The organism is Nonomuraea sp. NPDC049269 (genome assembly GCF_043197155.1).
GTDB lineage: Bacteria > Actinomycetota > Actinomycetes > Streptosporangiales > Streptosporangiaceae > Nonomuraea.
Genome location: NZ_JBICSO010000017.1, coordinates 14,848 through 28,425, shown reverse-complemented (window position 1 = coordinate 28,425; position 13,578 = coordinate 14,848). Strand labels below are relative to the sequence as shown.

Genomic DNA, 13,578 nt, shown 5'->3' with positions numbered 1-13,578 from the left:
GCGCCCGGTTACCCGGCCTCTTTGAGTGCGTGGACCTGCCCGTTCATCGTTCCGTTGGGGGCGAGCAGGATCGCCCACACCGTCGTGATGTCACCGTCGTGGCGGACTCCCCAGCTCTCCGCGACGTACTCGACGATGCCGAGCCCCCTGCCCCCGAGCGACGACATGGTCGGCCGACCGGCGCGGGGCTCGGTCGAGGCGCCCCCATCGCTCACCGCCACCTCGATGTGCTCGTCGCTCTTCAGCCAGGCCACCCTGACCATGCCCGACGGCAGCGGATGCGCATGCCGTAGCGCGTTGCTCAGCAGCTCGCTCACCACGAGGACGGCATCGTCGATCGCGGTGGAGAAGACACCGCAATCCTGCAGGTCAGTGGATAGACGCTGGCGGGCGACGGCGACGCTGGACGGCGCGTACGGCAGTAGCACCACGCTTGACACACCCACCTCCCCGCTCCCAGTGCCCCCCACGGGAACACTTCCCCGGTACGACCGAAATGCCCCGTTACTCGATCCCAGAAACCGCATCTCGATCACAGCTTGTACACATTGGACGATAGATCAGCTCAACTGTGACCACGTCGTTACCGCATCGGTGTGTCGGATCGGATAAGAGAAGCGTTGCCCAACACGAGGCGCATTCGGGTGCCTCCGCCGGGTCGCGGATGGGCGCTCACATCGCCGCCCTGAGCCCTGGCGAGACTGCGGACGATGTACAGCCCGAGGCCGACACCGCCGAACCTGCGCCGGTCACCACTGTCGACCTGGACGAACCGTTCGAAGACCCGTTCGCGGTCCGGCGCGGCGATGCCGACTCCCTCGTCGTCCACGACCACGACCACGGCGTCCTCCTCGGGCCAGGCGCCGACGCTGATCAGGCCGCCCTTCGGCGAATACTTGAAGGCGTTCTCCAGCAGCTGGCCGAGGATGATGTCGGTGGCCAGCGCGTCGCCGCTGACCTGCGGCAGGGCGTCGGAGATGGCCACCTCGACCCGGTGCCTGTCGGACAGCACGGGCAGCCCCAGCGTGGCCGCGTGGATCCGCTCGGCCAGATCGAACGCCTCGATGCGTACCGGCGGCTCGTCGGCGCCCGCCCTGGCACCGAGCAGCAGGTGGTCCATGAGCTGCCCGAGCGACCTGGCCCGCTCGGCGATCGTGTGGACGGCGGCGCGGCGCTCGGTGTCGGTCAGCTTGTCCCAGCGCGAGTCGAGCGTGCTGGCGAACCCGCGCACGATCGTGATGGGCGTGCGCAACTCGTGGCTGGTCGTGGCCAGGAACAGGTCCTTGGCCTCCTCCAGCTCCTTGGCCGTGGTCACGTCGCGGAAGTCGATGACCACCTCTCCCGTCTCCTCGATCTCGGCGCTGACCACGTCCAGCCAGCGCCCGGTCTCCAACTGGTAGGTGAGTTTCTCCCCCGGGCTGGGCAGCGGAAAGGGCAACTGCTCGCCGAGGACGGCCTCGACCGGCATCGCGGTGAGTTCGGCCGCGGCCGGGTTCCACTGGCTGACCCGCCCCGCGCGGTCGAGCACGGCGATGCCGTCGGCGCTGGCGTCGAACACCGCCCGCTCATGCGCCCGCTGGCGTACCGCCTCCTGGTAGGCCACCGCGTTGCCGACCGCGATGCCGGCGTGCCCGGCGAGCAGCTCCAGGAGTTCGAGCTCCAGGTGGCCGGGCTTGCGTTTGGCGAACAGCGCGTACAGCGCGCCATAGGGACGCCCGCCGACCGCGGCCAGCCCGAGCGCGATCGTGTGCAGCCCGTCGAGCTCGGCCCAGACCAGGTCGCCGAGGCCCTGTGACTCCAGCATCACCGTCTTGCCGGTGCGTAAGAGCTTGCCGACCAGGCTGGTGCGCAGCTCGGCCGTCACGCCCTTGAGCGAGTCGGGCAGCTGGTGAGCGCTCACCAGCCGCAGCCGCTCGTCCTCGATGAGCACGAAGCCGCCCGCGTCGGCGCCGGTCAGCTCGGTCAGGCTGGCCGCGATGCGGTCGAGGACCGCGGGCAGCTCCAGCTCGGCGTTGATGTCACCGACCACGTCGGTGAGTCGGCGCACCAGCCTGGCCCGCCGCGCCATGCGATTTCTGGCGGCCTCGTCGGCCTCGGTCAGGTGGTGCACGAAGACGTAGCCCGCGACGGCGCTGCCCGTGAGCAACGCGCTCGTGTCGACCCGTAGATCCAGCACGGTGCCGTCCCTGCGCAACCGCTTGGTGCGCAGCGACACCTGGCCGCCCGTGCGCACGCGTTCGAGCACCGCGTTGTGCTCCGCTGTCAGCTCCCCCGGCACGATCGGCGCCCTGCGGCCCAGCAGCTCCTCGGCGGACCAGCCGAAGAGCCGCTCCGCCGCGCGGTTCCAGACGAGTACGGTCTGATCCCGGTCGAGCGCGATCACGGCGTTGGGCGAGCTGGCGAGCACCGCGCGTGCGATCTCATCGTCACTGCCTGCTCTGTCGTCACCCACACCTCCATAGTGCCTGTGGCGTGCGGCGTTCGTCGGGCGATCCGTCCGATACGCTGCGGGCACGGCCTTTCCAGGCGGGGGAAGAGGGTGACGGGTATGTCGAGTGGCGATCTCGATGCCCTGCTGCGGGTGACCTCCGCCACCTACCGCGGCGAGGTGCCGCCCGATGTGGCGTTCGGCACCTATGACGGCGCGGTCGGCCGGCTGGTGCTGGCGGTGAGCGGCAAGGGCGTCGTGGCCTGCAGTTTCGAGGCCGAGGAGGTCGTCTTCGAGCTGGTCGTCAGGCATGTCGGCGCGTTCGTCGGGCCCGACCCCGGGCGGCTCGACCCGGTGCGCAGGGAGCTGGACGCCTACTTCTCCGGCCGCCTGCGGGCCTTCGCCACGCCGGTCGACCTGTCCATCGCCACGACGTTCGCGCGCTCGGTGCTGCAGAAGACGATGGCCGTGCCTTACGGGGAGACGGCGACCCTGGACGAGATCGGCGAGAGCATCGGACGGCCACGCGCGCTCCGCGCGGTCGGCAACGCCCTCAACGCCAACCCCGTCTGCGTGATCGTGCCCTGTCACCGGATCGTGCCGGGCGACGGCGAGCTCGGCGACTACGCGGGCGGCCAGGCGGCCAAACGCCACCTCCTCAACGTCGAGCAGCGCTCGCGCGCCTGACGCCCGTACACGAAGCCTGAGGCCCGTGCTCAGCGGCGGGTGGCCGACGTGCGCCTTGCCGCCGCGCCGATCGCCAGCGTCACCAGCGCCGCCACGAGGGCCGCGCCGAGCGCGCCGTTCATCCACGGCTGCCGGGTGAACCCGATGGCCGTACGCACCGCCGCCCAGAGGTGGTCCCACGCCGGGACCGTGGGCGTGGAGGTGGTCAGCCAGTACGCCACGAAGCCGAGCGCCCAGGGCACCAGCATGGACCAGCGGGCGGGCGCGTTCTCCTCGGTGTTCCACCGCGAGTGCCCGCCGAGCAGGAAGTAGTCGACCGCCAGCACCGCGAACATCGGCACGAACACCGCCCCGATCACCCCCAGGAACGTCCCGTACGAGTTCACGTCGACCACGAGCGCGATGCCGGTGGTCAGCACGCCGATGGCGATCGAGATGACCCGCCGGTCGACGCGCGGCATGAGGTTCTGCAGCGACATGGTCGTGGAGTAGACGTTCGCGAACGACTGGTCGGCCTCCCGCAGCACCAGGATCGCGAAGAACAGCGCCCCCAGCGGCGCCGCGACGAACGGCCCGAACACGGCCGTACCGTCGGCCTCCACCGCGGCGGACCCGGCGATCGCCACCGCGTACACGCCCAGCCCCAGGCAGGCGACCTGCGCCAGCGTGTAGCCGCCGACCACGCTGGTGAAGGCCGCCCGGCTCGACCTGGAGTGCCGGGCGAAGTCGGCCGCGATCGGCACCCACGAGACCGACAGCGCGATGACGTAGTCGACCGCGGGCGCGAACGCCGCCCACGACCCACCGCTCTGCGGCGGAGCCTTCGACAGGAACGCCACCGCGAACCAGATGAGCGAGATGATCACCCCGATGGTGACGTAACGCCGCAGCAGCCGGATCGACCCGAGGGGCCAGATGGTCAGCGACGTGGTCAGCACCCCCGCCACCACCACCCACGCCTGGTACGGCACGGCGTCACCGAAGATGGCCATGGCGCCCTTGGAGATCACCCACAGCTCGAAGGCGCCCCACCCGATCATCTGGATGATGTTGAGCACGGTCGGGAGGTACGACAGCCGCGCCCCGAACAACCCGCGCAGCAGCACCATCGCCGGTCGCCCGGTCTGCGTGCCCGGAACGGCTGCCAACCCCACCATGGCGCTGCCGACCAGACTGCCGACCAGCGTGGCCACCAGGGCGGCGGTCAGGGTGAGCGGAGCCCCGCCGAGCGGGTTGAGCAGAAGCAGCGCTCCGCTGAACCCCAGCAGGCTCACGGCCAGGTTCGCCCACAGGGCACCCTGGTCGAGCAGCCCGAGCGTCTTTGGGGGAGTTCCCTCGAGGGTCAGCGGAACTTCGTCAACGACATGTGTCATCGCTCACTCCCTACGCCGGCATTACCCGGACAGGTTCAAGCGGTCGGCAACAGCGGTAGTTGCCCTCTCAGCCTGGTTGCCCCAAGCTCCCGCGTCAGTTGTGCAGTTTGCGCCCTCATCTTGCCCTATGAGGAGGTGACTGACCACAGGGGGGTCTCACACCCCTCGTACGTGATCGTCCGAAAAGCCATATAAGGGCGGTTCATCCCAGTAAGATCGCCGCCATGAAAAAGACGATCATGTCCCTCGTGGTGGCCGCGGCCGCCGCGACCGTCATCCCGCTCGCGCCGGGCACCGCGCTGGCCGAACCGGTGCCCTCCGGCTGCCACAGCGGTATCTACTACCAGCCCTACAAGACGTGGGCCAGCTGCGACAGAGGCTCGGGGTATGTGCAGGCCATAGCCACGTGTCCCAGCGGCTCGACCACCAAGAAGGTGAAGGGTCCGTGGAGGCCGGTCACCGGTGGTACCGAGGGGCAATCCGTCGCTGTATGCCCCGGTAAGCGCAACGCCGTCGGCCACGCCTGGGACATCAAGAAGTACTGATCAGGTAATCCGTCAGGCGACGAACGGCGGGTGTCCCGTCTCGCTGACCATCGGACGGCTCGCGCCCGCCCAAGACTGCATGCCGCCGTCGACATTGACGGCCTCGCGCCCGAGCTGGTTGAGCCAGGCCGCGACCTGGAACGAGCGGCCGCCGACCCGGCAGACCACGTAGACGGTCCGGTCGCCGGGCACCTCCTCGACCCGCCCCTGGATCTGCGTCATCGGGATGTGCACTGCCTCGGGCGCGTGCCCGGCCACCCATTCGTCCTGCTCCCGCACGTCGAGCAGGTAACCGTCGGTGGGAACGTCGCTGGCCGGGATCTCTGGAACCGTCATGCCTCCATCATCTCGCGTCGCTCGTCGTAGACGGCACGCGCCTGGGCGATCTCCTGCTGGTGCTCCTCGGTCCAGGTGACCAGGCTCTTGATCGTCTGGTGCAGGGTCCGGCCGAGCGGCGTGAGCGCGTAGTCGACCCGCGGGGGCACCACGGGATGGACCGTACGGCTGACCAGGCCGTCGCGCTCCAGGTGACGCAGGGTCACGCTGAGCATCCGCTGGCTGACACCGTCGATCTCGCGGCGCAACTGGGTGAAGCGCAGGCTCTGGCAGTCGAGCAGTGCGATGACCAGCAGCGACCACTTGTCGGCGACACGGTCGAGTATCTGCCGGACCTCGCAGTCCTCCCTGGTGTCCCACTGCCGCACGTCGTAGTCGTCGTCCACGGTGACCTCGCAGTAACCGGGTGACTTAGAAGTGCCGTCTTCCATGGGATCTCATGCTGCCGGATGATTTGCACGGTTACAAGAGATAACCGAGATGCCGATAAGTAACCGGGGGTTGATCATGTCCAAACGCGCTTGGGGCATGCTGATCGTGCTGTGCGGAGCCGTCTTCATCGAGGGCACCGACGTGGCCATGCTGAACGTGGCCCTGCCGTCGATCAGGGCGGATCTGGGGCTGTCCACGGGCATGCTGAGCGGGGTGGTGAGCGCCTACGTCCTGGGCTGTGGCGGTTTCATCCTGCTCGGCGGCCGGGCGGCCGACCTGCTGGGCAGGCGCAGGATGTTCCTGCTCTGGCTCGGCGTGTTCGTGGTGTTCTCCGGGCTGGGCGGGTTCGCGACCGAGGGGTGGGTGCTGCTGGTCGCCAGGTTCTTCACCGGTGTCGCGGCCGCGTTCATGATGCCCGCCGGACTGTCGCTGATCACCACCAGCTTCCCCGAGGGCAGGCAGCGCAACCGCGCGCTGCTCGTTTACGCGGGGACGGCCGCGGCCGGGTTCGCGCTCGGGCTGGTGGTCGGCGGCCTGCTGAGCTCGATCGGCTGGCGCTGGGTCTTCTTCGCGCCGGTCATCCTGTCGCTGACGATCCTGATCATCGCCGTCCCGGTGCTGAAGGAGCAGCACACGCCCCGGCCCGCGGGCGGCGTCGATCTGGCGGGGGCGGCGACCATCACCGGCGCGATGACGCTGCTGGTCTACGGCCTGGTACGGCTGGAGCACCCCGCCGACGGCCCTGGCTGGACCGTCGCCGCGTTCGCCGGAGGCTTGGCGCTGCTGGCGGCGTTCGTGGCGATCGAACGGCGGGCGGCCACGCCCCTCGTCCGTCTCGGCGTCCTGCGCTCCGCGCCGCTGGTGCGCGCCAACCTGACGGCGCTGCTGCTCACCGCGTCGTTCTTCGGCTTCCAGTTCCTCATCACGCTGTACCTGCAGGAGCTGCGCGGCTGGTCCACCGTCCAGACCGGCCTGGCCCTGCTCGCCGCCGCCGCCGACGTGGTGCTCGCGCCCACGCTGACCCCCTGGCTGGTGCAGAGGTACGGCAACGCCCGGGTGATCTTCGGCGGCCTGCTGTCCGGGCTGGCGGCTTACGGCCTGTTCGTGGGAGTCGGGATGGACTGGTCGTACGCGGCCATGCTGCCGTCGATGCTGATGATCGGGCTGATGTTCGCCTTCGTGTACGGCCCGCTCACGATCGTCGCGACGGAGGGCATCGCGGAGGACGAGCAGGGGCTGGCCGGCGGGTTGCTGAACACCGCCTTCCAGTTCGGCGCGGCACTCGGGCTGTCGATGGTCACGGCCGTCAGCGTGGCGGCGCTCGGCGACGCGACCTCCGCCGAGGCCGGGCTGGCGGCCATCAGGACGGCGCTGCTGGTGCCCGTGGCCGCCACAGCGGTCGCCGCGCTCGTCATCGCCACCGGGCTCCGCCGCCGACCGGCCGCCCCCACCGGCCAGGCCGGAGAGGCCGAGGAGCCCGTCGCCGCCAGGGCGTGAAGCGTTACTTCAGCAGGCGGGACAGGCGGCGGTCGGCGAGCGGCTTGCCGCCTGTCTGGCAGGTAGGGCAGTACTGGAGCGCGGAGTCCGCGAAGGACACCTCACGGATCGTGTCGCCGCAGACGTCGCAGGCCTGACCGGCGCGATTGTGCACGCGCAGGCCGGACTTCTTCTCCGCCTTGAGGTCCTTGGCGGCCAGGCCGTGCGCCCGCTCGACCGCCTCGCGCAGTGTGGTGACGATGGCCTCGTGCAGGTCGGCGATCTGGGCGTCGGTGAGGGTGGCGGCGATCTTGAACGGGGACATCTTGGCCGCGTGCAGCACCTCGTCGGAGTAGGCGTTGCCGATCCCCGCGATGACCTTCTGATCGCGCAGCAGGCCCTTCACCTGGGTGCGGCTGCCGCCCAGGATGGCCTTGAGCGCGGCCACGGTGAAGGCGTCGTCGAGGGGGTCGGGCCCGAGGGCGGCGACACCCGGCACGTCATCCGGATTCTTGGTGACATAGACGGCGAGGCGCTTCTGCGTTCCCGCCTCGGTCAGCTCGAACCCGGGCGCCAGCCCCTCGTCGTCGGGCGCCAGCCGGACCCGTACCGCCAGCGGGCCCTTGCCCGGCCGGACCGGCTTCGCGCCCGAGAGGTCCTCGCGCCAGCGCAGCCACCCCGCGCGGGCCAGGTGGATGACCAGGTGCAGCCCGTCGCAGTCGAGGTCGAGGAACTTGCCGTGCCGCGCCACGCCCGTGATGGTCAGCCCGCCGAGCGCGGTGACCGGCGGGTCGAACGTCTTGAGCGCCGAGAAGGCGACCACGTCGACACCCAGGACCGTACGACCAACCGCCCGCTGGCGCAGGAAACCGGCGAGCGATTCCACTTCGGGGAGTTCCGGCATGCCACCAGGGTACGTGCCGTAGTCGTCCACAGCCTGTGGACAACTACGGAACGTCCCAGAACGCCAGCTCGTGCGCCATGCCCTCGATGAACAGCGCCTCGGCGCGCGCGGGCTCCGGGGCGGCCTCATCGATCATCTCGGCGATCCGCACGGTCAGCGCCGCGAAGCCGGGATCGGCGTACGTCTCCACCCATTGCCGATAGCGCGGCTCGGCGGGCAGATTCTCCGCCAGCAGCCGACCAAGCTCCGAATATCCCCACATACACGGATAAAGCGCCGCCAACCCTTCGCCGTAGTCGGCGGCCGACTCCAGCAGGAACGCCGTGTAGGCCGCGCACGCCGGCCCCTTCCGCGCGTTCTCGAGGTCCGCCCCGAACGGGGCCGACAGCTCCCGGTGCAGGCTCAGCTCGTCGTGGAAGGTCGCGTGCGCCAGGTCCACGAGGTCGCCCAGATGCGCGGCCGGCGCCTGCCAGGCCAGCCGCGCGAACACCCGCACGTAGTCCAGCAGGAACAGGTAGTCCTGCTCCAGCCACGACCGGAACACCGGCTCCGCCAGATCACCGCGCCCGATGCCCACCACGGTGGGATGCGCGAGCTGCGCGTCGAGGAGGGGGCGTCCCACCGCGTGCAGCTTCTCCGAGATACCCATGAACGGCACGTTAGTGTCAAAGGATGAGTGTCACGATCGCGGAAGAACTGCTCTTGCTCGCCTACAGCGAGGAGGAGGGCAAGCAGCTGATCGGCTCGACCCAGCTCGATCCGGCCCTCGGCGGCGCGATCCTGGCGGAGCTGGCGGTGAACGAGCGGGTGGCCCTGTCCGGCAAGAAGGTGTCGGTCGCGAACGCCACCCCGCTGGGCGACGACGAGCTCGACGCGGCGCTGACCCGCATCGCGGAGGAGGGCAAGGAGCGCAAGCCCGACTGGTGGGTCCAGAAGCTCCACTCCACCAAGCTGCGCAGGCGGCTGCTGACCCGGCTCGCTGAGGCGGGCGTGCTGACCGAGGAGCGCGGCCGGGTGCTCGCCATCTTCCCCACCACCCGCTGGCCGGAGGCCGACGGCAGCGTCGAGGCGGAGGTCAGGCAGCGCGTGGGCGACGTGCTGGCGGGCGCGGAGCCCGACGCGCGCACCGCGGTGCTCATCGCCGTCATGTACGCGGCCAAGCTCGACCGCAAGGCGTTCCCCGGGGCGAGCAGGAAACGCGTCAAGGAGATCGCCGAGGGCGAGTGGGCGGGCGACGCGGTGGCCAAGACGATCGCCGCGATCAACTCGGTCCTCGTCATCGCCGCCACGAGCGCCGCCATCGGCTCTGCCACCACCTCAGGTAACTGAAAGGTCCGGTACGGCAAGCCGTACCGGACCGTCCGGAGTCGCGGGGTCAGCCGGCGTCGAGAATGTCCTTCGGCACCGGCTTGTCCTCCTTGAGCGCGTTGAACAGGGCCAGGGCCTTCTCCTTGTCCCACTTGACCGCGCTGCCGCCGCCCGCGATCTCGTTGCCGCCGAACGGCACGACCGTGGTCACCGGGCTGTCGCCCATGGCCAGGCCCAGTGACAGCATGTCGAACGCGCCCGTGTCCTCATCGACGGCGACCGCGTCGGTGGCGCTCATGGCCAGCGGGATCGAGGTGAACGGGTTGATCAGCACGCCGGGGCTGGCCGCCTTCTTGACGACCGCGCCGAGGAACTGGCGCTGGCGCTTGGTCCGCTCGAAGTCGGGCAGCGCGCCGCCCTTGCGGGTACGGACGTAGCCGAGCGCCTGCCCGCCGGTCAGCAGCTGGACGCCCTTCTTGAGCTTCAGCCCGGCTTTGGGGTCGTCGACCGCGGCGCGGACGTTGATCTCGACGCCGCCGACCGCGTCGACGATCTCCACGAACCCGGCGAAACCGATCTCCATGTAGTGGTCGACGTGCACCCCGGTGACGGTCTCGACCGTCTGGGCCAGCAGTTTGGGCCCGCCGAAGGCGTACGCGGCGTTGAGCTTGTTGCGGCCCTTGCCGGGGATGGTGACCGCCGAGTCACGCGGCAGGCTGACCAGGGTCGGCTTGTCGCTGCCCGCCGGGATGTGCAGCAGCATCATCGAGTCGGTGCGCTGGCCGGCCGCGCGGCCGGTGGCGAGCTTCTTGCGGTCGGCCGCCGACAGGCCCTTGCGGCTGTCGGAGCCGACGAGCAGCCAGTTGGTGCCCGGGGTGTCGGCGGGACGGCCCGTGTAGTCCTCGAGCACGCCGGGGATCCCGGTCAGCCGCGAGTCGATCCAGAAGAACATGCCGACGCCCACCACGAGCAGCAGCGCCACCACGGCGGCGACGATCGCCAGGATGGTCCGGCCCTTGATCCGCCTGCGCGGCGGCTTGGGTCCTGACGGGTCCGACGGGTCCGACGGAGACGAGCCCCTCTTGGGTGTGAACGGCTTGATCGGGCTGCCGCCCGAGCGCTGCCGGCCGTACACGCGCGAGCTGCCGGCGCGCGGCGCGTCGGAGACCGGCTCGGCGGGCAGGTTCGTCGGCGGCGCCTGCTGGGCCGTCGGCGGAACCTGCTGAGCCGACGGGATCCGATGCGCGGGAGCACCACCTGAGCGCGGGCCGTCAGCGTTCCTGCCGGGCAGCGGGCGGCCATCGCCCGGCGAGCGCATGGCTCGCGTCCGGTCTTCCTCAGACACTTGACCTCTTTCCCCTTCGGTTGTCATAGACGCTACGTCCAACCCCCCACCAGTGAAGACGTCTCACCAAGGTTTTCCCACGGAAAAGTACGCAGAACTAGCGGAGCGTCACTTCGGAAACATTGCTGCCAACCCCATCGTTACGGTTTATGGACTTCCGCCATCGAAGGGATGATCGTGTCCGCCCCGGACCCATGGAATATTCGCCCGTGCACACGCACGGGATCCCCTGAGAACACATCTTTCCGGAGCTCACCACGGTGAGCGCGTATCTCGGGCTGTTGGCCCTCTTCCTGCTCACCGCCGCGACAGGCTACTTCGTCGCGCAGGAGTTCGCCTTCGTCGCCGCCGACCGCGGCCTCCTGCGTGAGCAGGCCGCCGCCGGCGATCCGGCCGCGGAGAAGGCGCTCCAGGTGACCTCCCGCCTCTCCTTCATGCTCTCCGGCGCGCAGCTCGGCATCACCGTCACCGCGCTGCTGGTCGGGTTCCTGGCCGAGCCCGCCATCGCGACGATCGTCGGCCCATGGCTGACGGACACCGGTCTGCCCGAGGGGGTCGTCACCGGCCTGTCCGTGGCCATCGGGGTGTTCGTCGCGACCGTCGTACAGATGGTCCTCGGTGAGCTGGCGCCCAAGAACCTCGGCATCGCCCGTCCGGAGCCCGTCGCCAAGTTCCTCGCCGGATCGACGCTGGCCTACCTCGCCGTGGTCGGCCCGGTGGTCCGGCTGTTCGACTCGGCGGCCACGGGTCTGCTCAGGCGCGTCGGCATCGAGCCCGTCGAGGAGGTGGAGCACGGCGCGACCCCCGAGGAGCTCTCGCGGATCATCGCCGAGTCCACCCTGGCGGGCGAGCTGCCCCCGCGGCTGTCGGAGCTGCTGGAGCGGGCGCTGGAGTTCGGCGACCGCACCGCGGAGGAGATCATGGTCCCGCGCCCGCGCGTGGTCGTGGTCCGCGACTCGCAGCCGGTCTCCGACCTCGTGGAGGTCATCCGCGAGTGCGGCCACTCCCGCTACCCGGTGCTCGGCGCCGACGGCGACGTGGTGGGCGTGACGGGCGTGCGCGAGCTGATCACCTCCGGTCTCGACGACGGCCCGATCATCGGCATCACCCACCCCGCGGTGCTGGTGCCCGACTCGCTGCCGCTGCCCGCCGTACTGAACGAGATGCGCTCGTCCAAGGACGACCTCGTCTGCGTCATCGACGAGTACGGCGGCCTCGCCGGCGTCATCACCGTCGAGGACCTCGCGGAGGAGCTGGTCGGCGAGCTCATCGACGAGAACGACCCGGAGCCCGACGGCGCCGTCGAGCAGCCGGGCGGCATCTGGGAGGTGCCGGGCCGGCTCAGGCTCGACGAGGTCGAGCGGGCCACCGGCGTCTCACTGCCCGAGAGCGACGACTACGACACGCTCGCCGGGCTGGTCCTCGCCAAACTCGGGCGCATGCCCGAACCCGGCGACACCGTGACCGTGCCCGTCATCCCGGAGCTGGACCCGTTCGCCGAGGACGAGCAGGAGCACCTGGCCGAACTCACCGTCCTGTCGCTCAACCGCCGCGTGCCCGAAAGAGTACGGCTGGCACCGGTCCAACACGCGGAGGCGGCCCGATGACGATGATCCTGATCAGCCTGGTGCTGCTACTGCTCAACGCACTGTTCGTGGCAGCGGAGTTCGCCTTCGTCTCCGCCAAACGCCACCGCCTGGAGGAGATGGCCGCCAACGGCAACCGCCTGGTCCGCATCGCAGCAAAGTCAGCGGTAGGCGGCGGCCGACGCCTCTCCCTGATGCTGGCCGGCGCCCAACTAGGCATCACCCTCTGCACACTCGGCCTGGGCCAGGTGACAGAGCCGGCGATCGAACACTTCCTGGAACCGGTCTTCGCCGCAGTCGGCATACCAGCATCCATGCGAATGCCCATCGCACTGACCATCGCCCTAGCGCTGGTGACGTTCCTCCACATGGTGATAGGCGAAATGGCCCCCAAGTCCTGGGCACTGACTCACCCAGAGCGAGCGGCCCTCCTCCTGACGCTGCCCTTCCGCGGCTTCACCTGGCTGATGCGCCCCTTGCTGTCAACACTCAACGGCCTGACCAACGTGATCCTCCGCCTGTTCGGCGTAAGCCCAAGAGACGAACTGGCCACAACAAGAACCCCCCGCCAGCTGGCCATGCTGGTCGGCGAATCAGGCCGAATGGGCCTCCTGGACAGAGAAGAACACGACCTCCTCACAAGAGCCCTCCGCCTACAGGCAGAAGGCATAGAACGCCTCATGGTCCCGGTAGACCGTTTCGTCACCGTCCCACCATCGGCCAACGCCAAAGAAATCAGACAAGCAGCAGCGGAGAGCGGCCACCTAAGGCTCCTGGTGGGCGCTAGAGACGACGTACAAGGCGTCCTCCACGCCCGAGACGCCCTGATCCACCCCAACCGCACAGCAACCGAACTGGCCCGCCCAGTCCCTAAGCTGCCCTGCGTAACCCAAGCCCCCGAAGCAGTGACAGCACTGCAGGAGGCGCACGCCCACCTAGCCCTGGTCACCCAGGCCGGCAAGATCATCGGCATGGTAAGCCTGACCGACCTACTCAACGAGCTCCTAGACACCCGAGCAATAGCCGCCTAGCCCCACAGGTGTGGCCAAAAACACACACCCGGCCGGAAAGCAATCCGAAAGCGAACTGCAACCGGCCGGCCCTACCTTCCAAACGCCACCCACGAGATTCCCAAAAAAGAAGAAGCCCCGGCTCTTG

14 protein-coding genes and 1 riboswitch are annotated in these 13,578 nt (G+C 69.5%); of the genes, 6 read left to right on the top strand and 8 right to left on the bottom strand.

What is annotated here, in order from left to right:
• Positions 1–8: 8 nt before the first annotated feature.
• Positions 9–440 carry an ATP-binding protein gene (locus tag ACGFNP_RS59090; protein ID WP_358335331.1) on the bottom strand — a complete coding sequence of 144 codons (432 nt, stop codon included), beginning with the start codon at positions 438–440 and terminating at the stop codon, positions 9–11.
• Between the two features lie 143 nt (positions 441–583).
• Positions 584–2,452, bottom strand: a complete 1,869-nt coding sequence (locus ACGFNP_RS59085) for a PAS domain-containing sensor histidine kinase (RefSeq protein ID WP_358335328.1) — start codon at positions 2,450–2,452, stop codon at positions 584–586.
• A 96-nt stretch (positions 2,453–2,548) separates the two neighbouring features.
• On the opposite strand from ACGFNP_RS59085, the gene ACGFNP_RS59080 reads away from it, so the two are divergent.
• The gene (locus ACGFNP_RS59080; protein ID WP_393333661.1) at positions 2,549–3,115 is read left to right on the top strand and encodes a methylated-DNA--[protein]-cysteine S-methyltransferase; all 567 of its coding nucleotides are present in this window, start codon (positions 2,549–2,551) and stop codon (positions 3,113–3,115) included.
• 29 nt (positions 3,116–3,144) lie between these two features.
• On the opposite strand, the gene ACGFNP_RS59075 is transcribed toward ACGFNP_RS59080, so the two are convergent.
• Positions 3,145–4,488, bottom strand: a complete 1,344-nt coding sequence (locus tag ACGFNP_RS59075) for a cytosine permease (RefSeq protein WP_358335322.1) — start codon at positions 4,486–4,488, stop codon at positions 3,145–3,147.
• A riboswitch (TPP riboswitch) is annotated at positions 4,479–4,591 on the bottom strand. (Overlaps the previous gene by 10 nt.)
• A gap of 121 nt (positions 4,592–4,712) precedes the next feature.
• Here ACGFNP_RS59075 and ACGFNP_RS59070 point away from each other — a divergent pair.
• Positions 4,713–5,033: a hypothetical protein gene (locus ACGFNP_RS59070; RefSeq protein ID WP_358335319.1), complete on the top strand. Its 321-nt coding sequence runs from the start codon at positions 4,713–4,715 to the stop codon at positions 5,031–5,033.
• A 12-nt stretch (positions 5,034–5,045) separates the two neighbouring features.
• Here ACGFNP_RS59070 and ACGFNP_RS59065 read toward each other — a convergent pair whose 3' ends face one another.
• The gene (locus ACGFNP_RS59065) at positions 5,046–5,369 is read right to left on the bottom strand and encodes a rhodanese-like domain-containing protein (protein ID WP_358335316.1); all 324 of its coding nucleotides are present in this window, start codon (positions 5,367–5,369) and stop codon (positions 5,046–5,048) included.
• Positions 5,366–5,800, bottom strand: coding sequence for a helix-turn-helix domain-containing protein (locus tag ACGFNP_RS59060; RefSeq protein ID WP_358335313.1), 435 nt, complete (start codon positions 5,798–5,800; stop codon positions 5,366–5,368). The genes ACGFNP_RS59065 and ACGFNP_RS59060 overlap by 4 nt, the downstream gene beginning before the upstream one ends.
• Before the next feature lie 76 nt (positions 5,801–5,876).
• Here ACGFNP_RS59060 and ACGFNP_RS59055 point away from each other — a divergent pair, with 76 nt between their 5' ends.
• On the top strand, positions 5,877–7,298 hold the full coding sequence (locus ACGFNP_RS59055; protein WP_358335310.1) for an MFS transporter: 1,422 nt from the start codon (positions 5,877–5,879) through the stop codon (positions 7,296–7,298).
• Between the two features lie 4 nt (positions 7,299–7,302).
• Here ACGFNP_RS59055 and ACGFNP_RS59050 read toward each other — a convergent pair whose 3' ends face one another.
• Positions 7,303–8,181, bottom strand: coding sequence for a DNA-formamidopyrimidine glycosylase family protein (locus ACGFNP_RS59050; protein WP_358335307.1), 879 nt, complete (start codon positions 8,179–8,181; stop codon positions 7,303–7,305).
• A gap of 43 nt (positions 8,182–8,224) precedes the next feature.
• Positions 8,225–8,830 carry a TenA family protein gene (locus tag ACGFNP_RS59045; RefSeq protein ID WP_393333656.1) on the bottom strand — a complete coding sequence of 202 codons (606 nt, stop codon included), beginning with the start codon at positions 8,828–8,830 and terminating at the stop codon, positions 8,225–8,227.
• 23 nt (positions 8,831–8,853) lie between these two features.
• Here ACGFNP_RS59045 and ACGFNP_RS59040 point away from each other — a divergent pair, with 23 nt between their 5' ends.
• Positions 8,854–9,510 carry a GPP34 family phosphoprotein gene (locus ACGFNP_RS59040; protein WP_358335301.1) on the top strand — a complete coding sequence of 219 codons (657 nt, stop codon included), beginning with the start codon at positions 8,854–8,856 and terminating at the stop codon, positions 9,508–9,510.
• 46 nt (positions 9,511–9,556) lie between these two features.
• On the opposite strand, the gene ACGFNP_RS59035 is transcribed toward ACGFNP_RS59040, so the two are convergent.
• Complete coding sequence (locus tag ACGFNP_RS59035) at positions 9,557–10,834, bottom strand: LCP family protein (RefSeq protein WP_358335298.1); 1,278 nt, start codon at positions 10,832–10,834, stop codon at positions 9,557–9,559.
• Positions 10,835–11,094: 260 nt separating this feature from the next.
• Between ACGFNP_RS59035 and ACGFNP_RS59030 the strand changes: the two genes are divergently transcribed.
• On the top strand, positions 11,095–12,441 hold the full coding sequence (locus ACGFNP_RS59030; RefSeq protein ID WP_393333653.1) for a hemolysin family protein: 1,347 nt from the start codon (positions 11,095–11,097) through the stop codon (positions 12,439–12,441).
• Entirely contained in the window at positions 12,438–13,451 is a 1,014-nt protein-coding gene (locus ACGFNP_RS59025; protein WP_393333650.1) for a hemolysin family protein, read from the top strand. Before ACGFNP_RS59030 ends, ACGFNP_RS59025 begins: the two co-directional genes overlap by 4 nt.
• Positions 13,452–13,578 lie beyond the last annotated feature (127 nt).